The 22236-nt window shown below is 24.1% G+C and carries 21 protein-coding genes and 1 other RNA gene; 4 read left to right on the forward strand and 18 right to left on the reverse strand.

The window, feature by feature from the left end:
* Positions 1-54: 54 nt before the first annotated feature.
* Both ACLFP3_RS02490 and ACLFP3_RS02495 read left to right on the forward strand, forming a co-directional pair.
* On the forward strand, positions 55-549 hold the full coding sequence (locus ACLFP3_RS02490; RefSeq protein ID WP_412031385.1) for an MAG0490 family ComEA-like DNA-binding protein: 495 nt from the start codon (positions 55-57) through the stop codon (positions 547-549).
* On the forward strand, positions 474-1841 hold the full coding sequence (locus ACLFP3_RS02495; RefSeq protein WP_412031386.1) for an MAG0480 family ComEC-like protein: 1368 nt from the start codon (positions 474-476) through the stop codon (positions 1839-1841). Before ACLFP3_RS02490 ends, ACLFP3_RS02495 begins: the two co-directional genes overlap by 76 nt.
* Here the strand turns inward: ACLFP3_RS02495 and ligA are convergent.
* The 17 genes from ligA to ruvA form a co-directional block, all read right to left on the reverse strand.
* Positions 1801-3801, reverse strand: a complete 2001-nt coding sequence (gene ligA, locus ACLFP3_RS02500; RefSeq protein ID WP_412031387.1) for an NAD-dependent DNA ligase LigA — start codon at positions 3799-3801, stop codon at positions 1801-1803. The genes ACLFP3_RS02495 and ligA overlap by 41 nt on opposite strands.
* 18 nt (positions 3802-3819) lie before the next feature.
* The gene (locus tag ACLFP3_RS02505) at positions 3820-4767 is read right to left on the reverse strand and encodes an energy-coupling factor transporter transmembrane component T family protein (protein WP_412031388.1); all 948 of its coding nucleotides are present in this window, start codon (positions 4765-4767) and stop codon (positions 3820-3822) included.
* Positions 4760-5788 (reverse strand): ATP-binding cassette domain-containing protein, encoded by a 1029-nt coding sequence (locus ACLFP3_RS02510; protein ID WP_412031389.1) that lies wholly within the window; start codon positions 5786-5788, stop codon positions 4760-4762. Before ACLFP3_RS02510 ends, ACLFP3_RS02505 begins: the two co-directional genes overlap by 8 nt.
* Positions 5773-6576, reverse strand: a complete 804-nt coding sequence (locus ACLFP3_RS02515) for an energy-coupling factor transporter ATPase (protein WP_412031390.1) — start codon at positions 6574-6576, stop codon at positions 5773-5775. The genes ACLFP3_RS02510 and ACLFP3_RS02515 overlap by 16 nt, the downstream gene beginning before the upstream one ends.
* 118 nt (positions 6577-6694) lie before the next feature.
* Positions 6695-7249 (reverse strand): hypoxanthine phosphoribosyltransferase, encoded by a 555-nt coding sequence (gene hpt / locus ACLFP3_RS02520; RefSeq protein WP_412031391.1) that lies wholly within the window; start codon positions 7247-7249, stop codon positions 6695-6697.
* Positions 7233-7892: a deoxynucleoside kinase gene (locus ACLFP3_RS02525; RefSeq protein WP_412031392.1), complete on the reverse strand. Its 660-nt coding sequence runs from the start codon at positions 7890-7892 to the stop codon at positions 7233-7235. Before ACLFP3_RS02525 ends, hpt begins: the two co-directional genes overlap by 17 nt.
* Positions 7893-8008: 116 nt before the next feature.
* The gene (locus tag ACLFP3_RS02530; RefSeq protein ID WP_412031393.1) at positions 8009-8884 is read right to left on the reverse strand and encodes a tetrahydrofolate dehydrogenase/cyclohydrolase catalytic domain-containing protein; all 876 of its coding nucleotides are present in this window, start codon (positions 8882-8884) and stop codon (positions 8009-8011) included.
* 1 nt (position 8885) lies between these two features.
* Positions 8886-9065, reverse strand: a complete 180-nt coding sequence (locus ACLFP3_RS02535; protein WP_412031394.1) for a DUF2188 domain-containing protein — start codon at positions 9063-9065, stop codon at positions 8886-8888.
* A gap of 92 nt (positions 9066-9157) precedes the next feature.
* Positions 9158-9547: a transfer-messenger RNA gene (ssrA, locus tag ACLFP3_RS02540) on the reverse strand.
* 12 nt (positions 9548-9559) lie between these two features.
* Positions 9560-9991 carry an SsrA-binding protein SmpB gene (gene smpB / locus ACLFP3_RS02545; RefSeq protein WP_412031395.1) on the reverse strand — a complete coding sequence of 144 codons (432 nt, stop codon included), beginning with the start codon at positions 9989-9991 and terminating at the stop codon, positions 9560-9562.
* A 31-nt stretch (positions 9992-10022) separates the two neighbouring features.
* Positions 10023-12155, reverse strand: a complete 2133-nt coding sequence (rnr, locus tag ACLFP3_RS02550) for a ribonuclease R (RefSeq protein ID WP_412031396.1) — start codon at positions 12153-12155, stop codon at positions 10023-10025.
* A gap of 2 nt (positions 12156-12157) precedes the next feature.
* Positions 12158-12406, reverse strand: a complete 249-nt coding sequence (secG, locus tag ACLFP3_RS02555; RefSeq protein WP_412031397.1) for a preprotein translocase subunit SecG — start codon at positions 12404-12406, stop codon at positions 12158-12160.
* A gap of 9 nt (positions 12407-12415) precedes the next feature.
* Positions 12416-14101 (reverse strand): aspartate--tRNA ligase, encoded by a 1686-nt coding sequence (gene aspS, locus ACLFP3_RS02560; RefSeq protein ID WP_412031398.1) that lies wholly within the window; start codon positions 14099-14101, stop codon positions 12416-12418.
* Between the two features lies 1 nt (position 14102).
* Entirely contained in the window at positions 14103-15365 is a 1263-nt protein-coding gene (gene hisS, locus ACLFP3_RS02565) for a histidine--tRNA ligase (protein WP_412031399.1), read from the reverse strand.
* A 9-nt stretch (positions 15366-15374) separates the two neighbouring features.
* Positions 15375-17999, reverse strand: a complete 2625-nt coding sequence (gene secDF, locus ACLFP3_RS02570; RefSeq protein ID WP_412031400.1) for a protein translocase subunit SecDF — start codon at positions 17997-17999, stop codon at positions 15375-15377.
* A 29-nt stretch (positions 18000-18028) separates the two neighbouring features.
* Positions 18029-18976, reverse strand: coding sequence for a Holliday junction branch migration DNA helicase RuvB (gene ruvB, locus ACLFP3_RS02575; RefSeq protein WP_412031401.1), 948 nt, complete (start codon positions 18974-18976; stop codon positions 18029-18031).
* The gene (gene ruvA, locus ACLFP3_RS02580; protein ID WP_412031402.1) at positions 18960-19568 is read right to left on the reverse strand and encodes a Holliday junction branch migration protein RuvA; all 609 of its coding nucleotides are present in this window, start codon (positions 19566-19568) and stop codon (positions 18960-18962) included. Before ruvA ends, ruvB begins: the two co-directional genes overlap by 17 nt.
* 133 nt (positions 19569-19701) lie before the next feature.
* Here ruvA and ACLFP3_RS02585 point away from each other — a divergent pair, with 133 nt between their 5' ends.
* On the forward strand, positions 19702-20250 hold the full coding sequence (locus tag ACLFP3_RS02585; protein WP_412031403.1) for an inorganic diphosphatase: 549 nt from the start codon (positions 19702-19704) through the stop codon (positions 20248-20250).
* Between the two features lie 168 nt (positions 20251-20418).
* Here the strand turns inward: ACLFP3_RS02585 and ACLFP3_RS02590 are convergent, their stop codons facing one another.
* Positions 20419-21444, reverse strand: coding sequence for an IS30 family transposase (locus tag ACLFP3_RS02590; protein WP_412031351.1), 1026 nt, complete (start codon positions 21442-21444; stop codon positions 20419-20421).
* 290 nt (positions 21445-21734) lie between these two features.
* On the opposite strand from ACLFP3_RS02590, the gene ACLFP3_RS02595 reads away from it, so the two are divergent.
* Entirely contained in the window at positions 21735-22070 is a 336-nt protein-coding gene (locus tag ACLFP3_RS02595) for a hypothetical protein (protein WP_412031404.1), read from the forward strand.
* The last annotated feature ends 166 nt before the right edge of the window (positions 22071-22236 follow it).

Genomic DNA, 22236 nt, shown 5'->3' on the forward strand with positions numbered 1-22236 from the left:
CTCAAATTTAAAATTTTTAAAATTAAGTTATGTATCTTAAAAATATGGAGGAAAATGAAAAAGAAAAAAATATTACTAAGTATTAGTTTTGTTGCTTCTTCTTTAGTAATTTTAGGTAGTTACATAATTGGAAGTAAATTTAATTTTAAAAAAGATTCAAAAAATGAAAATAACAAAATTTACGTTTCAATATTTGGTGCAGTTAAATATCCTGGAGAATATATTTTAAACAAAAATTCACTATTAAATGACTTATTAAAACTTGCAATTTTATTGCCGAATAGTGATGTAACAACATTAGATTTTGCTTCTCCATTAACTAACAAACAAAAAATTATAGTCAACTATCAAAAAAATACAAAAATACATATTAATGATGTTAAAAATATAGATGATCTTTTAAAAATAGGAATTAAAAAACATATTGCAAAAAAATTATTTGAATATTTAAAAAATAAAAATTTTCAAGTAACATGAAGTGAAATTGAAAAGATACCTGGCATAGGTTCAAAAACTATTGCGTTTTTAAAACAAAAATTGGTTATTTAAATAGTATTTTTAGTTCAATAATTACTGCATTAATTATTTTTATTTCCTTATTTAGCAATATTAGCAAAACAATTTTATTAGTTTTAATACCGATTTTAACCATCAATATTTTTAATTGAAAATATTTCTTAATTACTACTTTATTTATATTATTAATATTAATTTCATATTTTATCTATCAAAAATACATTTTCTCTAATATCGGCAATATTAATGAGACATTAAAAATTACTAAAGTTTACAAAAATACTACTATTGTAAGTAAAAATGGAATTAACTATTTAATTAAGAAAAATATAGAAAATGTAAATTCTTTTATAGAAATTGAAGGAAATGTTAAAAGAATTGAAAACATTACTTTTTTTAATTTGAATCAAAATGTTTTTTTAGAAATTCAAAATATAAAAGTAAAACAAGTTTATGTTTTTAATACTTTCATTCAAAAGTATATTTCAAGTAAAAGAGAAAATATTCAAAATTATTTAAATTTATTAATTTTTTCCACTAAAACTAAAAATAATGAAAGTATTTATGAAGAATTAAAAAATTTAAATATTATTCATTATTTTGTTGTAAGTGGTTTTCATTTTGGTTTAATATATTTTTCAACTATTTTTATCTTAAAAAAAGTTAAATTAAAAGAAGAATGAGCTGAACTAATAGGATTAATGCCATTAATACTATATTTGCATTTGTTAAATTTTCAATTATCATCATTGCGAGCATTTTTATTTATTTTGTTAACTTACATAAACAAAAAAATATTAAATAAATATTTTAGTAATATTGATTTATTATCGTTAACGTTATTAATGATTATAATTTTTCAACCTTATTGTATATATAACTATTCAGTTATTTTTTCTTTTGGAATAACATTAATATTATTAATTAGTAATAATCTTTTTAAAAAAATTAAAAATAAATATTTGAAAGTACTATTAATATGATTTACTGTATATATTTCTTCTAGTCTTATGTCATTGACTATTAATGAAAAAATATCAATCTTTGGGTTTGCTTATCAAATGTTATTTATGCCCATAATACCTATTTATTATTTTCTTTCCATATTTTTTATCTGATGAAATGGTTTGTTAGATTTAATATTTTCATTTTTTAATAATTTTTTAGATTTAATAAAAGATAGCAATTACTATTTATTGCTGCCTAACAAAATATTTTATTTTCCATTTGTTTTTCATTTATTGTTAATATACATAAATATTTGAATGAATAACAATAATTATTTTAATTTTTCTTTAAAAGTTCATAAAATTCAGATTCATTAATAATATTTATATTTAGTGCTTTGGCTTTTGATAGTTTATTTCCTGCATCTATACCAACTAATAAATATGATGTTTTAGATGATATGGAATTACTAATGTTTCCGCCATTTTCTTTTATTAAATTTTCAAAATAGCTTCTAGGTTGAGAAAGTGTTCCTGTTATTACAAAAATCATTTGTGAAAATTTTTCAGTTTTTCTTGATGAAATAAATTTTAAATCTAATCTCATTTCCAATAAATTTTTAACAGTTTCTATATTTTTCTTATCGCTTACTCATTTTTTTAATGAATCCACAATTTTTTCACCAATTTCATTATATTTAAGTAAATCATCATAATTAAATTCAAGAAAATTACTTAATAATTCGATTTTTTCAGCTAAGAAATAGGCAATTTTTGTTCCTATATGCTTAATAGAAAAACCGAAGATTAATTTTTCTAGTGAGTTAGAATAAGATTTTTCTATTGAAGAAAGTATATTCATAATAGATTTATGACCAAATCTTTCAATTTTCAGAATTTCATTTTTCCGATTTTTTAATCTAAAAAAATCCTCAATGGTTTTAATTAAATTATTATTAATAAAAATGTTGATGTTTTTTTCTCCCAAACTATCAAATTCCATCGCATCTTTTGAAGCAAAATGAATTAATTTTTTTCTTAATATTTCCGGACAAGTTTCATTAACACAATATTGTTCTAACATTGTTTTACTATCTTCTAATTTATTATGACAAAAAGGACAAATTTCTATTTTTTTAAAATTAGAATTTTTGGTTTTTTTATTCACAAGTCCAATTACACAAGGAATAATTTCACCAGCTTTTTTTATATATACTAAATCACCTATTTCTATTTTTAAATCATTAATATATTGAAAATTATTTAGTGTTGCAAATGATATTGTACTGCCTGATAATTGAACCGGCTCAAGTTCGGCATTATATGTAACTAGACCTGTTCTACCTACAGTGATAAAAATGTTTTTTATAGTTGTTGCAATAGCATTTGGTTCATATTTATAAGCAATAGCGGAGTGGGGAAATTTAACAGTTGATCCTAATGTTTTATAGTATTTTAATTCATTAAGTTTAATTACTACACCATCTGTTTCATAATTAAGTGTTTTTTTAATGTGTTTAAAATTGTCAATGTAATTTTTAATTTCTTCTATATTTTTTACTACTTTGGAATCTTTTGTTGTTTGAAAACCTAAAGCATTTAAAAAATTAAAAACTTCATTCATAGTTTTAATATTGTGATTTTCTGGATTTACAATTTGATACAAAAAAGCAGATAATTTTCGTTCTTTTACAATATTTGCATCAAGTTGCCTTAATGTTCCGGCAGCAGCATTTCTAGGGTTTGCTAATAAAGGTTTATTTTCCTTTGCTAACATCATATTTAATTTTTCAAATTTATCTAATTCTAAATAAATTTCGCCTCGTACTTCTAGATCATTATAATAAGATATAGTTTTAGGAATACTATCTATTTCTCTTATATTGTTAGTGACATCTTCACCAATTATTCCGTCCCCTCTAGTAATTGCTTGCAATAATTTACCGTTTTGGTATTTTACCGAAATTGAAAGACCATCTATTTTTGGCTCAATAAAAAAAGAATATTCATTTGTTATTTTATGAATATTATTAATAAATTTTTGAATTTCTTCTAGTGTATAAGCTTTATTTAAAGATAGCATAGGACTATTATGAGTTACTTTTTTAAAGATATCAGAAGCTTTGGCATTTATTTTTTGAGTAGGAGAATTGTTTAATTCATCAAAAGAAAAATAATTTGCATATTTAGTTTCCAATTTCTGCAATTCGATAATTCTTTTATCATAAATTTCATCACTTACAATTGGTTTATCTAAATTATAATAAGCATTATCTCATTCTTCAATTTCCTTTCAAATGCTAAAAATTTTATTTCTTATTTCTTCTTTTTCGTTCATAATTTTCTCCTTCTCTTTTTATACACGTTGAAATGTTAACAATCATCAATTAGGAAGATGAATAATATCTAATTGGCAAATAATAACCATTATTGTGCACCCAACTATAAATAGTAAAGCTATCATATCTCTCCAATTTGGTTTTAATTGGCGGTAATGGCTTCTTTTAGCGTAAGGTTCATAACCACGAGATGTCATAGCATCTGATAAGTCATTGGCTTTTGAAAATGAAGAAACAAATAATGGAACTATCAAAACAATAAATGATTTTGTTTTATCTTTTAAACCCCCATTTTTAAAATCCACGCCTCTACTTGATTGAGCTTTCATAATACGTCCTGCTTCTTCTAATAAAGTAGGAATAAAACGAAGAGCAATAGATATTATCATAGTTATAATTTCCGTAGGAATTCTAAACAATTTTAATGGATAAAGAATGTCATTAATAGCTTTGGTTAATAAAACAGGTTTTGTAGAAACTGTTAAAATAGTTGTTGTTAAAATTACGCCATATATTCTTACAAATATTGAAATTGTTCTTATAACAGTGAATTTTGTTAATTGAAAAATTTTATTAGGTCCAAACGGTGCCCAATATATATCATTTATTATTGTTTGACCACGGTGAAAAACATATCCATCGATATTTGCTTCTCCAGGTAATGGTATATAAGGCAATGAACCTTGAGCACCAACAACACCTTTTATAGTAAGCATATTTACTATGAGTAAAAATAAAGCAATATATAGAGGGGTTTTTAATTTTTTAAAACATGATTTTATTGATCTTGTAGTAATCATGTAAACAATCATAATCAATGCAATTAAAATACATAAAGTGAATAAGTGATCTGTAATAAAAAACAAAATTATAAATAAAATGTTTGTTAAAAATTTTAGTCTAGGATCTAATTTATGAACAAATGTATCTAAATTAACATATTTACCAATAATATTTCTATTCATTTTTCTTTCCTTTCAAAATGTTATTAATACTATTAGCCAATTCTTCTAAACTAGTTACTTTACCTATATTCTTTCAATTACTTCTTAACTTATTAGTAAATGATAATAATTTTGTAGGAATCAAATCATTTTCTTCTAGAAACTTATCATTACTTAAAATATTGTAAGTATCACCATCATAAATTATTTTTCCTTGTTTCACAAAAATAGTTCTTTTTGTTCATCTTAAAGCATTATCCAAATCATGAGTAACCAAAACTATTGTTTTTCCTTGCTTATAAAGCTCATAAAATAAGTGGAGCATTTCTTCAACACCCTGAGGGTCTAAACCAGCTGTAGGTTCATCTAAAACAAGAAATTTTGGTTCCATTGCCAAAATTCCGGCAAGGGCGACTCTTCTTTTTTGACCGCCTGATAGATCAAATGGACTACGTTGTAAATAATCTTCTGGTAGTCCTACTAACTTAATATAATTTTTTGCTAATTCTTTAGCCTTTTCTTTTTTCATTCCCATTGATATAGGACCAAAAATAATATCTTTTTCAATAGTTGATTCAAATAATTGATACTCTGCAAATTGGAATACCACGCCAACTTGTTTTCTTAAAGATTTAATGTTTTTTATTCTTCTTATTGTTTTACTTACTTCAATATCGGTCTCGATAATTTCAACTCTTTCAGAAAATTTTATTTTCTTAAGTTCTTCTTTCTTTTTTGTTCATTCACTTATTTCGTTTTGATATTGTTTTTTTTCTGTGTCACTAGCGTTTTTTACCAATTTAGGTTTTACTAATTTTATTCTTTTGCTAATTGGTACAAATTTAAAGTTAACTGCACCACTATCAGGAATTAATAGAGCATTCAAATGTTCAATTAAGGTAGTTTTACCACCACCAGTAGGTCCTATTATTGATATTGCTTCACCCTCTGATATTTCAAGGCTAACTTGATCTAAAACTTTAATATAAGTAGGAAGCTTTTTATCATATTCTTTCGTTATTTTATTTACTTTAATTTGCATATTTCCTCTATTAATTGACTTTCATCGTATGTTGGATTTACACCTTCTATCATTTCGCTTAATTTGTAAACAAAAGGTGAATCAATTTTTGCAAGTTCTATTATTTCTTTATTTTTAAGAATTTCAAGTGGAGTGCCAATGGCAACGACTTTCCCTCCTGAAAATACAATTAATTTATCAGCCAATAAAGCTTCATCCATATCATGTGTTATTGAAATAAGAGTTTTATTTGTTTTTTTATGTAAGTCATGAATTATTTTATAAATATCGCTTCTTCCTTTTGGGTCTAACATTGAAGTAATTTCATCAAAAATAATTATTTGAGGATCTAATGCTAAAGTAGATGCAATTGCAACTCTTTGTTTTTGACCACCTGAAAGATTTTGTGGTTCTCTATCTAAATGATCAATCATCCCTACTTCTCTTGCATACTTTAAGACAATATCATGCATCTCAGTAAAATTTATTTTTTTGTTTTCTAAACCAAATGCAATGTCATCTTCAACAGTCGCACCAATAAATTGATTATCAGGATTTTGAAAAACTATTCCGATTTTCTTTCTAATTTCTGGTAAATTTTCTGCATTAATTTCTATATTGTCAATAATAATTTTCCCACTAGAAGCTTTATAAATTGCAGAAAGTAATTTTGAAAAAGTGCTTTTTCCTGAACCATTATGTCCAAGAATTGCCACATATTTACCATCTTCTATTGTTAAGTCAATATTATCTAAAGCAAAGCGAGTTGCTCCAGGATATTTGTAAGATAATTTTTTTATTTCAATCATAAATAAAATTATAAATTATTATTAAAATAATAATACTAATTACATTAAATATGAAAGAAATTAAAAAACCACTATGATAAAGTGGTTTTTTATAATTTTATCCATAAAAATAAACAACTTATTTTTTAAATTCCTCATCCTTTAAAACACCTATGTAAGGGAGTTGTCTCATTTTTTCTTTCCAATCAAAACCAAAGCCTACAACAAATTCATTTTTGATAATAAAACCAAAATTATCAGGTTCAAAATCCACTTTTCTTCCTGAAGGTTTATTTAATAAAGTAAGTACTTTTAATGATTTCGGATTTCTTGATTGTAATAAATTAACAACCTTTTGCATTGTTCTACCAGTATCAATAATATCTTCTACTATTAAAACATTTTTATTTTTAATATCATTTGCTAAATCTAAAACTACTTTAACACTTCCTGATGAATGTTCTTTACCATCATAAGAGCTTAGAATCATAAAATCCAAGAGAAAGTCCACTTTTACTGTTTTAATTAACTGTGCTAAAAAAGGTAATGAGCCTTTTAACAAACCAACAATTATTAAATCATCATCAATTTTTTCATACGTACTATTGACTCAGTCACTTAATTCAGTAATTTTTGATTCTAAAGTTTTTTGATCAAATAAGATATATTTAATTCTCCTATCTATATTTTGCATTTACTTCTCTTTCTATTATATTAATAGCTTCATCAAAAACTTCTTTTTCGGTTTTATTGTTAGCATCAATAATAACGTATTTTAAATTATATTTACAAGCAATTTCTTTAAATATTTTTAAATAGTTATTGTGCAAATTTTTAAAATATTCATAATTAGAATCAAAATTATTAACTTCTGTTTCTCGTCCTCTTTCAAAAATACGTTTAACAAAAGTTTCAAAAGATATATCTAAGTATATTGCAAGCTCTGGAAGTTCATTATTGCTTATCAAACGTTCAAATAAAGCATCATATGCATCAAGATATCTCTGTCCTTTTTCTGACAAAATTAATTTAGCAAAAATATAATGTTCTAACGAAAATCTATCCAAAAAAATATGATCATTTTTTGGATCTTTTTTATCTTTTAAAAATTTATCAGTCATTTCTGTAAATTTTGTTGAATGATTTTCAATAATATAAGATTGAAAACCAATTGTTAAATTAGGTTGTTTTTCATAAAGTCACTTTAAAAAAGTGTTAAAAACTTCATCACCTTCTTCAAACTCATGTAGCATAATTGAATTTTTATAATAATTGTGTAGCTTTTCGGAAAGTGAACTTTTTCCAGCTGCTATCATTCCGCTAATTCCTATAATCATAATTTTCCCTACTCTTTTTTTGTTTTATATTTTATATAAAGAAAGTTATTATTTTTGAAAATAAAATTAAAAAAATAAAAGACCATAAAAAGTTATCTTTTATTAATCATTTTTTATTAAAGTAAATCTAAAATTTCTGAAAAAGTTTTATTCGTATCTTTTGTTTGCAAAATTCAAGATTTAATTAAATTTAACATTAAGGCAATCACTGTCATTGGTCCTACACCACCAGGTACTGGAGTAATTAAACTTGCTTTTTTACTACATTTTTCAAAATCTAAATCGCCATATATTTTATTATCAACTCTATGAATTCCAACATCAACTAGAATGGCATTATTTTTTATGTTATCTATTAATACTGAATTTCTTTTTCCTGTAGCAACAACAACTATTGAAGATTTAATTATATTTTCTTTAGGTGTATCTTTAGTATACACTCTAATAGTATTATTAAAATTTGATAAATATCTAGCCAAAGGCTTACCAACAATATTTGATTGACCAACAATGGAAATATCATTGCTAATTAAATTTACATTATATTTTTTAAGTAGTAATATTATCCCTTTAGCAGTTGCTGGTAAAAAGTTATTATTATCAATAAAATTGGAATTTAAATTAAAAGTGGATAAACCATCAATATCTTTTTCTTTAGGAATTGTATCTAGTATGTCTTGAACGTTATCAATTTTATTCGAAATCATTGGCAATTGAATTATTAATCCAGTTACTTTTTTTGAAAGTTTTAAAATTTCTTCTTTTATTATTGTTGAAGTTGAATTTTCCAATAATTTTACAAATTCGGTTTTAAGCCCTAAATCATTTGCTATTTTTATTTTATGTTTAATGTAAATGTTAGATTCTTCTAAATTACCAACTTGAAGAACACCTAAAATAGGCAAATCATTTCTATTTGATTTGCCAATAAGTTCTTTTAATTTGTTTTTTAATTCTAAAGAATATTTTTTCCCATCTAGAATTTCAAACATTTTAAGAATTCTTTCTAAAAGAACCTTCTTTGCTTTGTACTATAACAGAAGTAGTATCTGATAATGATTTTGCATAATCAATTGCTTCTTTTTGAGTTTTAAAAGTCTTTACAGCTCTTTTTCCTTTTGGATTTTTAACAGCTCAACCGCTTTCGTGATTTACCACATAACGAACGGACATTTTTTCTCCTTATTAAATAAATTTATTATTTATAATTTTACTAAAATTATAGCATTATGCATAAGCTTTTTTGTGTTTAAGGATATAAAAAATGGTGGAGATGCGGGGAATTGAACCCCGGTCCACACATTCACCTTTAATAAGTGTTTACAAGTTTATTTAGTTAAATGTACACAAAATTTTATATAACTAACAAATTTTAAAAAATGCGCTGATTTAATTTCACAATAGGTTAATCAGAAACTCTATTGTAAAGCTCTTTATCCACAAATTAACAATTTGAGCAAATAGTTAATTGACTAATATTTAATTAAGCAAATACTAGATTTTGATTTGATTGTGACATCATCACAAGATTTAGATCAAGTTTTTGATCTGATTTTTTAGTTTCTAAATTTGCATTTAAAAGCCTAGAAGCATTAAGGTTTGCCAAACCACTGAAACTTATTAAAGCAAATGCCTGTCGAAGCCATTACATCCCCATGTTAGGGTGCCTAAATTATAACCTTTATTCTTTTTTTGACCTCTTCTTTTTTGATTTTTTCTCTTTTATCATATTTTTTAAGATGTTTAACCAAAGCTATCTCAACTTTAATTTTATTTCTAACTCAATATAAAGAGAGTGGAATAATTATCAAATTTAATCTATCTTGAAAATTCTTTAATCTTAATATTTCTTTTTTATGCATCAATAATTTTCTTGAACGAAAAGGATCAGATTTGACTAACATATATTGTGAAATATTTGCATTATTTAATCAGATTTCATTATGATTATTAATTGTGCAAAAAGCATTGTTTAATTTAACATTTTTTGCTCGTATGCTTTTTACTTCTCAACCCAATAAAGAAATACCACACTCATAAGTGCTATGTATTTCATAATCATTTTTCATAAATTTATTTTTTGCTATTAAAGAAGTCATAATTTAATTATATATAAAAGTTTATTTTAAATTAAACTAACTTTGCATTGATGTTTCCTTTTTCTTTATCAATAGAATCAATTAATATTTGATATTTATTTCCTACTTTTAGTTCAATATTTTTACCTTTGGCAATAAAATCTGAAATTTTAACAATATCACTATTCATATCTTCAAATCTAACAAGTGTACTAGTTTGATATTCTTCAATATTAAAAAAAGCACCGAATTTTTCTAAACTAACTAAAGTTGCTTCAAATTTTTTATTAATGAATTTTTCAAAAAATTGTGACTTTCTTACATCTACTATATCTCGTTCAACTGTCATAGCAATTTTTTCTGATTCAGAATTTAACATAGCAATTTTTTCTATGTTTTTTCTTTCTTCATCAAATTTAGTTTCATCAACATTATGTTCAAATAAATATTTTCTAATTAAACGATGAATTAAAAGATCAGGATATCTTCTTATTGGACTTGTGAAATGTGAGTAAGCTTTAGATGCTAAACCAAAATGTCCAATATTTTCAACACTATAAAAGGCTTTTTTCATAGTTCTTAATAAAAACATTTTTATATAGTCATCAAATTTATATTGTTTTATTTTTTCAATCATTGAAGAAAATGATTTAGGATTACCATCAAATGGCACATTTATATTTTTTAATCCAACATAATTAATTAAATTTTGTAATGCTAATAATTTATCAAAATCAGGTTGCTCATGAATTCTATAAATTGATGGTAATTTTTTAGATAACATTAAAGATGCTACTGTCTCATTTGCTCTAACCATAAAATCTTCAATTAGTTTTTCACTTTCACCATCTTTTTGAATAACAATATTTACTACTTCATCATTATTCATAAGTACTTTTGATTCTTCTATTTCAAAATCAACATATCCTTCATCTATTTTTTTAGTTCTAAGTATTTTTGAAAGTGATTTAGCATTATCTAATAATGACGAAATGTTTGTAGGAATTGTAATTTTATTATCAAAATAGTCATTAACTTCATTATATGTCAAACGATAATCTGAACAAATAACGCTAGGATAGATATTTTCAGAAATATTGTTACCATTTTTGTCAATTTCTAGTTCAAGAGTTATGCAACATCTAATAGCATTGGGATTTAAAGAACAAATACCATTTGATAATTCAAAAGGTAACATAGGAATAACTTTTCCTGGTAAATAAATACTTGTTCCTCTTTGCAATGCTTCTTTATCTATTTCACTATTTTCTTTTACGTAATATGAAACATCAGCAATATGTATGAATAACTTGTAATTACCATTTGGAAGTGTATAACATGAAATAGCATCATCAAAATCTTTAGTATCAAGTCCATCAATTGTGACTGTTAATAAATTTCGTAAATCTTTTCTTTTAGTTATTTCTGTATCTGAAACTTCTTGAGGAATTATGGTTGCTTCTTGTAAAATTTTGTCAGCAAATATAGGATTAACATCATTATTGGCAATTATCTTTTTAATTACATAATCTTTTTCATTAATATTAGAAATAATTTCATCAAATAAAATAACTACATTATCATAATTAGGTTTTAAAATACTACATTTTACTAAATCTGTTTGCTTAATTTTGTTAGGAATATTAGAAATGTTAATAAAACAAAATTTAGCTTTATTTTTATCATCAAAAGCTTTAAAAATTGGTTTGTTATTTATAAATTCAATAAAACCCACAATAGACTTCATTGAATGTTCTAAATTTTGAATAATATTTGCTTTATATAAAGTTCTTTTTTCATTATCTTCATAAGAAAATATAGATACTTTAAGTAAATCTTTATCTAAAACTCCATAAAGTTGAAAAGGCGGCAAAAAAGCACTATTTTTTTCACCATTAATTGGGTTAATAAAATCAATAAATCCTAGCCTTTTACTAGTTATTGAAATAGGTGCTTCTGTTTCTGTTATTAAATTGATTTTTACATAATCATTATTTTTTAATCTTTCGATTTCTTTTTTAGCAATTAGATTATTTAAAATGTTTGTTAAATGTTTATTTTGATTGGGTGATATTTTAAGATATTTAGCAATTGTTAAAAATGATACTGTTTTTTTATATTTAATAAAGTCTAAAACTTCCTCATCAGAAAATTTTAGACTTTCTTTATTTTTGAAATTTTTCATTATTATTTTTGAAGAAGAACTCTTAATACTATGCACAAAATAAATAAAAGCATTCCCAAAGTTAACATTGAATATTTTAGAACTTTTTTAATTCCTCGTTCTTTTGAAACTTTAAATAAATCTAAATCTCCACTACCTACTAAAGCTCCACTAAAACTATTAGAATCTGGAGCCATTAATAAAGAAATAAACATAATAGCAAATGAAATAACCATTAGTATTGAAATTATAATTATTGAGGCAACTTTCATACTTATCTCCTATTCTTTTTCCTTTAAATTAAGTCCATATTCATTTAATTGTTCTTTTGTTACTATCGAAGGCGAATTAGATAATAAATCAATTCCTTTGGCATTTTTAGGAAATGCTATCACATCTCTAATCGAAGTAGAATTAGTTAAAATCATTAAAATTCTTTCTATTCCAAACGCTATCCCATTGTGTGGTGGTAAACCATAATCAAATGCTTTTAAAAAAAATCCAAATTTATCTTGTTGTTCTTTTTCTGAAATATTTAAAGTTTCAAAAACTTTTTTTTGAATATTTGGATCAAAAATTCTAATTGATCCTGAGGCTAATTCAAAGCCATTTAAAACAGAGTCATATGACTTAGCTCTAACCTTCTCATATTCTTTAGTTTCTAAGTATTTAAATGTCGATTCTTCTATTTGTGTAAATGGATGATGAGCAGCTTGGTATGTTTTTGTTTCTTCATCATACTCAAACATTGGTCAATTTACTATTCATAAAAAATTCAATTGATTAGGGTCCGCTAAATGATATAACTCATTCAATAAAACTCTAATTGCACCTAGTGATTTTAAAGCATCTTCTTCTTTTTTTGCTATTGATAAAATTATTGTAGGATTCTTGATTTCTTGTTTATTTATTAAAGTTTGAATAGTATTTAATTTATTTTTGTCAATGCTTTGTGAATTTTTAGGAGAAATTATTTCTAAATTTTGTCCATTATTTTTTGAAAATATTTCTTTTATAATAGATTCATTTTCAAAAATTTCTCTATCAAAGAAAATTGCTTTAATAAAACTCCCATCAGGATAAAATGGTTTTAAATCATTTGTCAAATCCTTAATTAAATATCCATATCTCGTATCTGGTTTATCATTTCCATAATTATGAAGTGAATCAAAGTAATTCATTCTTGGGAAAGGCGTTTTTATATTATAACCAAAAGGTTTTAAAACTTCCTTTCACATGTTTTCACAAATACTAAAAATCTCTTCCATGCCAGCAAACGACATTTCAATATCTAATTGAGTAAATTCTGGTTGTCTATCTTTTCTTAAATCTTCATCTCTAAAAACTCTTGCAATTTGAAAGTATTTTTCAATTCCTGATGCCATTAATAGTTGTTTATATAATTGTGGGGATTGAGGTAATGCAAAAAATTTTCCAATTCTTCTTGTAGGAACTAAATAATCACGAGCGCCTTCAGGAGTTGATTTCGATAAAATTGGTGTCTCAACTTCAATGAAATTGTGCTTATCAAAATAATTTCTTATTGCTAATAATAACTTATGTCTAAACTTTAAATTATTTAGCATTTTTTCTTGTCTTAAATCTAGAAATCTATATTCAAGTCTTAAATCTTCATTAGCAGAAGTCATTTTATTAATTTCAAATGGAATTTGTTTAGCTGAATTTAAAATTTCGTATTTTTCGACTAAAATTTCAATTTCGCCTGTCGATAATTCTAAATTTGGTTCTAATCTTTTTTGTACTTTACCTTCTACTTTAATACAACTTTCTTTAGTTAAAAGAGGATCAGAAATATCATGAAAAACTAGTTGAATTAAGCCAGTTGAATCTCTTAAATCAACAAAAATTTGATTTTTAAATTTTCTTTTATTCGCAATTCAACCATATAAGACAACTTTTTCTTTAATATTATTGATTCCCAAATTTCCACAATATATTTTTTTCATTTTATTTCTCCATTTTAAATAATTCTTTTTCCAATTCATTTAAATTATTATAAGTAATTGTTTTTTCAGTTGCATTTGTTTTTATTTTGAATTCATTTGATTTGGAATTTAATTCTTTAAATATTATATATTTTGGTGCAAGTTGATATGCTTTTTTAAACAATTGTTTTATATTAATTTTTTCATTAATTAAACAAACATTATATTTTTTTCGCAAGTCATATGCTATTTCAAGAATTTCATTTCGCTCTTCTTCATTAAGATAGGCTATTAAAAAATCTATTTTCTTTACTAAAATAGGATAATTTTTTATATTTGATTTTATTATTTCTATTAATCTATCAACACCAAAAGCAAAACCAATCGAGCCAATGTTAGGACCACCAAAATTTTTTACCATCCCATCATATCTCCCTCCTGCCAAAATAGTAGATTTTGTTCCTAATGCAGAAGAATTAGATACAAATTCAAAAACTATGTCATTATAGTAATCAAGTCCTCTTACAAGTGAATAATTAATAGAAAAAGGAATATTAAATTTTTTTAATAAATTTAATAAATCATTAAAATTATTTTTTTCTTCTTTAGATAAATAATCTATAAGTTTAGGTGCGTTTTTAACAAACTCTTTTTCCTGTTCTTCTTTATCATCAAGAATTCTTAAAACATTTTTTTCTAAACGTATTTTTGAAGTTTCATTTAATTTTTCTTTGTATGGCAAAAAGTATTCTTTTAGAACTTTAATATAATTGTTTCTACTATCAAATGAGCCAAGATTGTTAATTTCTAATACAAAATCTTTTATATTAATTTCATTTAAAAAGTCAAAAGCCAATTTTATTATTTCAAAATTTGTTAATAATGTTTTAGGAGCTATTAATTCTACACCCCCTTGAGTAAATTGTCTAAATCTTCCTTTTTGTGGTCTTTCGTAGCGAAACATAGGACCAAAATAAAATAATTTAGCACCTTCTAAATTATTAATTTTATTTTCTACAAAAGCCCTTATAGTAGACGCTGTTGCTTCTGGCCTCAATGCAATAGTTCTATCACCATTGTCCTTAAAAACATACATTTCTTTAGAAACAATATCGCTTGTTTCGCCAACTGATCTAATAAATAAATTAACATCTTCTATAATTGGTGTTTCAATATAATTAAAATCATATTTTTTAGCCACACTAAAAAATATGTTTTTAATATAGTTTAAAATTTCTGATTCTTGATTATAAATATCTTTAGTACCCTTTAATTTATTAAACATTTTAATTTCCTATTCTGAAAAGTCATTTATTCCAATAAAACTTTGCTCACGAATTTTTTGAGTATTTCAAAAACCTGATTCTATACGTTTTGCTTTGTTTTTATATTTAAGCATGTACATGCGCATTGAAATATTAGGAATTAAAAACATGTTAATAAATACTAATGATATTAAACCAAATGTTGTTCCTAAAACTATTGTTTTATTTAATGAAGTCATTAAATTTAGACCTAATATAATGACAACAATTCAAGTAATTAATAATGAAAATTGTCTAGAAATAGAATCTATTATTGTTGTTTTAAAGATTTCTTTTATTCTATCGTTTGTATAAATAAAGTTTTTTGTATTTAAATCTTTACTAAATTCATCTTTTATTCTTGCTGCATTCAAAATATTGTCATGAACAAGAAAAATACTTGTTAATATAATTGCATCAACAACTGTAGCATTAAATGGAGTATAAGTCATTAGGATAAAAGCAAACATCATAATTATCACAAATATTTCATTTAATATTAATGATAAAGCTGAAGCTAATGAATATCTAAAACTCATATAAACAGCTACTAATACTATTCCTGAAAATACAATTGCAATTAAGTATCCCGTGTCAATTCCTAAACTAATTGGAGAAATCTGACTTGATTCAATTTGAGTACCTTTAAGGATAGGATTAGACGCAATTATACTATTTATTTTTGCTAATATATCTGTATTTGAATTTATTAATGCAATATAACTACTCTTTTCGTTGTTACTTAATGCTGCTTGAATATCAAGTGAAGGCATTGCTGTTTTGAATGCTTTAATAATTTCATTTATATTATCTTCGGGTCAAAAAACGCCATCTTTAGGTTTAAGTGCATAATAAAATCCCCCACGCAATTCACTATTTAAATTCATTCCAAATAATAGTGAACCTTTTCCACCGGAAATTCCAAAGTATACAATTAAAGCAATTAATATAAATGCAGCAAAACCAATAGCAAAATATTTAGATTTAGATATTAAATTTACTTTTTGAATAGTATTATAGCTTCTACTATTTTTTCATAATATCAATGTAGTAGTATTGTCAAATGCTTCTGTTTTAGCCCAATTTCTTAAAACTACTGTCTGCAATATAATAGCTATTAAAAAGCATAAAACAATAGATGTAAACATAGTCATACCAATAATGGTGCTATATGAAACACTTATAAATATTGATAGTAAGGAGAGAATTATTATCCCCACAACACTATCCAACGAACTTATTAGTGTAGTCTTAATACTTTTAGAAATAGCTTTACTTGCATTCGATCCATTCATAACTTCTTTTCTAAAAATATCGAGTTGATTGTGAATTAAATCAAACACAATAATTAAAGCAATTATTATTGCGATAGCAATTATAGGACTAATGTGTATATTGAATGCCGCAATAATAACTAACAACATGAATACAAAGAATGCAATTGTTGTCATCGAAAGTAGTCCAAATAAACGATATCTTGCAATGAGGAAAATAGCAAATAATGAATAAATAATTCCTAAAACAACTAAATATCTATTAGTTGCAGATGAATTAGTTGTTATAAAATAACTTGATTGTTCAACTAACTCAAAAGGAGCCATAGAATAATTAATGGCTGATGCTAATTCAGAATCAGTATAACCATTTTTGTTTTCATTAACTAATCAAATTGAAGAGTCTTTAACATTACTGGTTCTTAGCGCATATGGTTTAGCAACAGTTATTAAATATTTTGATGCAATATCCTTCAAAACAGGATTAACTTTCTTCTTCTTTTGTTTTCCATCTTTAGTTTTACCATTATCATCAATTTCTTGTTGATTGGCACTATTACCAATGTAAGCATAATTTACAGGATTTTCTTTGGCCGCTTTTCAACCTTCAGGATCTTCTCTTTTAGCCTTTTCAACAAATTCTTTTAAATTCATTCAAATATAAGTATTTGAAGCTAACGCTGAAAAGTATTTATTATACAATCCTAAAATATATGATTCTTCAGCATATTTAATAAACTCAGATCATCCATCGTCAGTAAATTTTAAACTAACTCTATTAGATAAGCCTTGTGAATTTCTTGCACTAGCAGGATTTTCAGCAAGAGATGGTAAAAAATCAGCGGGATCACCATCTAAAAATTCTTGTAAAGTTCTACGTCTTCTTTCACCTTTACCTAATCTAGACATAAATTGACCACGATAAAAAACGGGATTACCATTTTCGTCAGTCATTGTAAGATAAGGTTTGTTAAGTAATGATCGCATTAATGCAATTTTTTCTTGGTCAGTTTTATGTGCATAACTAGCTAACGAAATAACGTTATTAGAACCCAAACTTAAATCATAAGCTGATAATAAATTTGAGTTTTGCAAATATTTTTTAGTAGTATTAAGAACTTCTTGTGGCGAAGGTAATTTTGAATTTTTTAAATTTTTGTTAGTAGTTTCTTTAATCTTTAATGTTGCTTTTACGCCGTCTATCTTACTTGAATTGTTAACAGCCATTTTTGGTTTTAAATAAAAAATAGAACCAAAAATTATTGCCAATAGCATAGCTACTACAAAAAATATATTAAAAATCCATCTTAATTTTGTATTAATTGCTCTCGTTTTTTTCATATTTAAACTATTATAATAGATAACTTTTTTTAAAAAACAAATTTATTTAAATAATCAATACCATTTTTAGTTATCCTTCTTCCTCTTGAAGTCTTTTCTATTAATTGATAAACTAATAAAGTTGGTTCAATTTCATTAATAATTGTTAATTTATCATCTTTAACAATACTACTTATTGTATCTAACGAGCCAAAACTATCCTGAAAAATCTCATGCAAGGTTTTTAAATATTCAATTTGAAAAGTTGTTAATCCATATTTAAAAACTCCAATAAATTTAAATGCTTTTTTAACTATTTTTAAATTTATATTAGGTTGTTCATCATAAATTGAAAAATCGTTAACTCTTTCAAGCAAAATATTAGCAATTCTAGGAGTTTGTCTAGAATGACTTGCGATTTCTTTTATTGAATCTTCATCTATTTTTATATTATTTCTTTTGGCTGAGTTTTTAATAATAATAGCAATTTCATCATCATTATAAGGGCTAAGTTTTCCAATATAGCCAAAACGATCCTTTAAAGGTTTTGATAGTAAATTAAATTTTGTAGTAGCGGCAACTAACGTAAATTTTTTTAATTTCATTCTCATAATACGTTTATCACCATCTACACCAATTGTTAAATCAATAACTCCTTCTTCTAAGGCCAGGTATAATAATTCTTCTAGATTTTTATTAATTCCATGGATTTCATCAATGAAAATCACATCATTTTCTTTAATAGAAGATAATAAAGTTAGTAAATCACTTTTTTTCTCTAGAAGCGGGCCTTGAGCATAAACTATATTTCTTTTTGTTTCATTAGCAATGATTTTTGCCAAACTTGTTTTTCCCAACCCTGGAGCACCATAAAATAAAATATGATCAATAATTTTGTTTTGTTTTTCCGCACTAGAAATAATTACTTTTAAAGTTTTGATAATTTTTTCTTGTCCAACAAAATCTTTAAATTTTTCAACTCTAAACTCTTGCTTCATTTTGATTTTTACTAATTAAAATAATGGCATCTTCAACGCATTTTTCAATATTATCATTAATTTGCATATTATCTAAAGCAAATTTGATTTGTTGATTTTTAAAACCTAGCATTCGCATCGTTTCCTTAAATTTATTTTCAATATTTGATGCTTGAATAGGTTTAACTTTCGACATTTCCTCATCGGTTAATTTTGATAAAAATTTAGTATATTTTTCTTTGTATGTAAAAATAATATTATTAGCAATTTTGCTTGAAACATAAGGTATTTTTACTAATTCTTCATTATTGCCATTAGCAATATAATTAATAATGTTTTCTCAACCAAAATTTAAAATACTAATGGCAGTTTTAGGTCCTAATCCTTGCAAAGCAATTAAATCCTCAAAAATTACCATTTCTTTAAAATTGTCAAATCCATATGTAGTTTTTGAAAATTCATTAACTATATTTAAAATAAAAATTTTTCTTACTTCTTCTTTTTTGAACCTTTCAGAATTAGGTATATAAATTAGTTCTCCTTCACCATTATGATCTAATATTAAATAATTAGTATTTACATGCATAATTTTTCCATATTTATAAATTGTCATTTTCTCCTCTTTTCATGCTTAAAGTATAAATTTGGGAATAATTGAATTTTTTAAAAATGAGAAAAATTAAGGAAAAAAATGTGAAAATCAATCATTTTTGATTGCTATTTCAAAAGATGATAAAATAACAATTATGAAAAATATTGAAGTAAATATAGAGATCGCTAAAGATTCAAAAATTAAATATGAATTTAATAGAGAAACAAGAAAAATTAAAGTAGATAGAATTTTAAGAGGTGATTTTAAATATCCAGCAAATTATGGATACATATCTGAAGCATTAGATTGAGATGGAGATGAACTAGACGTTTTAGTATATTCATCTGAAACATTTTTGCCAGGAACATCGTTAAATGCTAGAGTTATAGGTGCCATGAAAATGATTGATTCAGGGGAAACTGATACAAAATTAATTGCTGTACATGCTGATGATTATCGTTTAGATCATATAAAAAATTTAAAAGATATCGATCAGATGTGATTAGTAAGTGTAAAAAACTTTTTTAGTACTTATAAAGAATTTAAAGGTAAAAATATTACTCAAGTTACAGGCTTTGAAAATATTGAATGAGCAGAAAATGAATATTTAGAATGTTGTGAACTTATGAAAAAATATGGTTCACTTCCAAAAGAAGAATTTATTAAAAAAATGAAAAAAGAACACCCTGAAAAATATCTATAATTGCTATTTTTAAGAAAATTACAAAAAAAGTCCTTTTGTATAAGGATTGCTAGAAAGTAACATGAAGTGCAACACCTATGTGCTTCATGTTTTATTTTATATTTTTCAAAAGTTAAAAAACAAAAATACACTAAATATTAGTGTTTGAGTATATTTGAAATTAGTTTATTAAGCAAATATTTTGTTATATTCTTCTATTAATTCTTTTTCGTATAAAGCATATGAGGATTTTCAATTAAAAATTTTTCTACGTTTAAAATTAATTCTTTCTGTGGCAATTTGAATTTCATTAATATCAATTTCATTAAAATTAGTGCCTTTAGCAAAAATTCTTCTAAAAATACCATTTCAATTTTCATTACTTCCTTTTTGTCATGAAGCATATTTATCAGTAAAATATACAAATATATTTAATTTGTAAGCTAGTAAACCAATTTTTCTAAATTCAAAACCATTATCTGTAGTAATCGATTTTACTGGGATATTATTATTTGCAATTAAATTATTTAAAATTCTATTAAGATTATCAGGATGCTTACCTTTCATAACTGCCACATAACAAAACCTTGTTTTTCTTTCTACTAATGTGATTATATGATTAGCACCTCTAACATTTTTGCCACAAACTAAGTCAAGCTCTCAATGCCCAAATTCTAATCGATTATTTATTTCTTTTGGTCTTGCTCATATTGGTTTTATATATCTTGCTCCAACAAGGCGATCAATAACATTAGTTTTTGAACGTTTTCCTCCTTTTGTGTAATTTTTTCTTAATAAATCTTTTCTACTAAAAACTCATTTACCAGAGTTTATTCAATTAAAAATAGTTTTTAAACATGGTATTTCAAATTCATTTACACTCATATTATTTTTTATAAAAAAATAAGTTGATTCAACCGTTCAAAGTTTACCATCATATAATGCTGCAAATTGATCGATAAATTCTTCATATCTATCTCTTACTAAAAAATATCAAAAATAAGATCTATGTTTACTTCTGAGAATAGACTTTTGATTAGCTATTTCTGGATTGTAAATTAATTTATCATTATCAAAATTGCGTTTTATTTCGCGAGATATTGTTGATGGTGATTTATTTATTTGTTTGGCTATTTTTCTAATAGAAAAACCTTTATTTAAATATTCTTGAATAATAATTCTATTTTTGTAATTTAAGTGATTATAATTAATCATGAGTAACCTCTTGAAGCACTTTATTTAGGTTGCTCTTTTTTTTATTTACTTTAATATAAAAAATGCAACCTATAAAAATTATTTCATAGTGTTGCACTTTATATTACAATGTAGCAAAGTCCTTTTGTATAAGGATTTTTTTGTTTTTTATTATTTCTCTATATATTTAAGCGATTCGGCTTAAATATATAAGTTAAAAAGTCAAAAAAATACTTTAACAAAGTTATTTTTTTAATATATAAAATAAAGGCAGGAACAAAAAATCCAAAATTAACCCTAGGAGGAAATAAATGAATTTAAGAGAAAAAATGGCATATTTAATGGCATATAAAAATCTAAAAGAAACGACTGACAATGTAATCAAAAAAGTCTCTCTTAATATTGACTTTAGTATTTTAAAAAATAAAGAAAAAATAATAAAAGTTAAATTAATGTGAGATAAACTAAACAATCATATTATGAATTTATTTAGAAATTCTTTGTATGATGATTATCAAATTATTTTTGAAAATATAGTAATCAAAAATATAAGTAATACTAAATGGTATTTAAAATATTTTTCCAAAACCACTTTTTATCGAAAATTTGCCAAACTAATTGATGTTATTTTATGGTTGCTATCATAAAATGGAACTAAATGAATCGATTATTTATAAATAAATAGTTACTAACAATGGTTTCTATTTTTTTAATTATAGATTGAAAAAATGATTAACTTAAAGAGTGTCTACGCATAATTGTTTAGACACATAATTTAGAGGGAGAAAATATATGTCAAATAAAGCTTATTTA

It is taken from the genome of Metamycoplasma buccale (genome assembly GCF_046774455.1).
Classification (GTDB): Bacteria; Bacillota_I; Bacilli_A; order Mycoplasmatales; family Metamycoplasmataceae; genus Metamycoplasma; species Metamycoplasma buccale.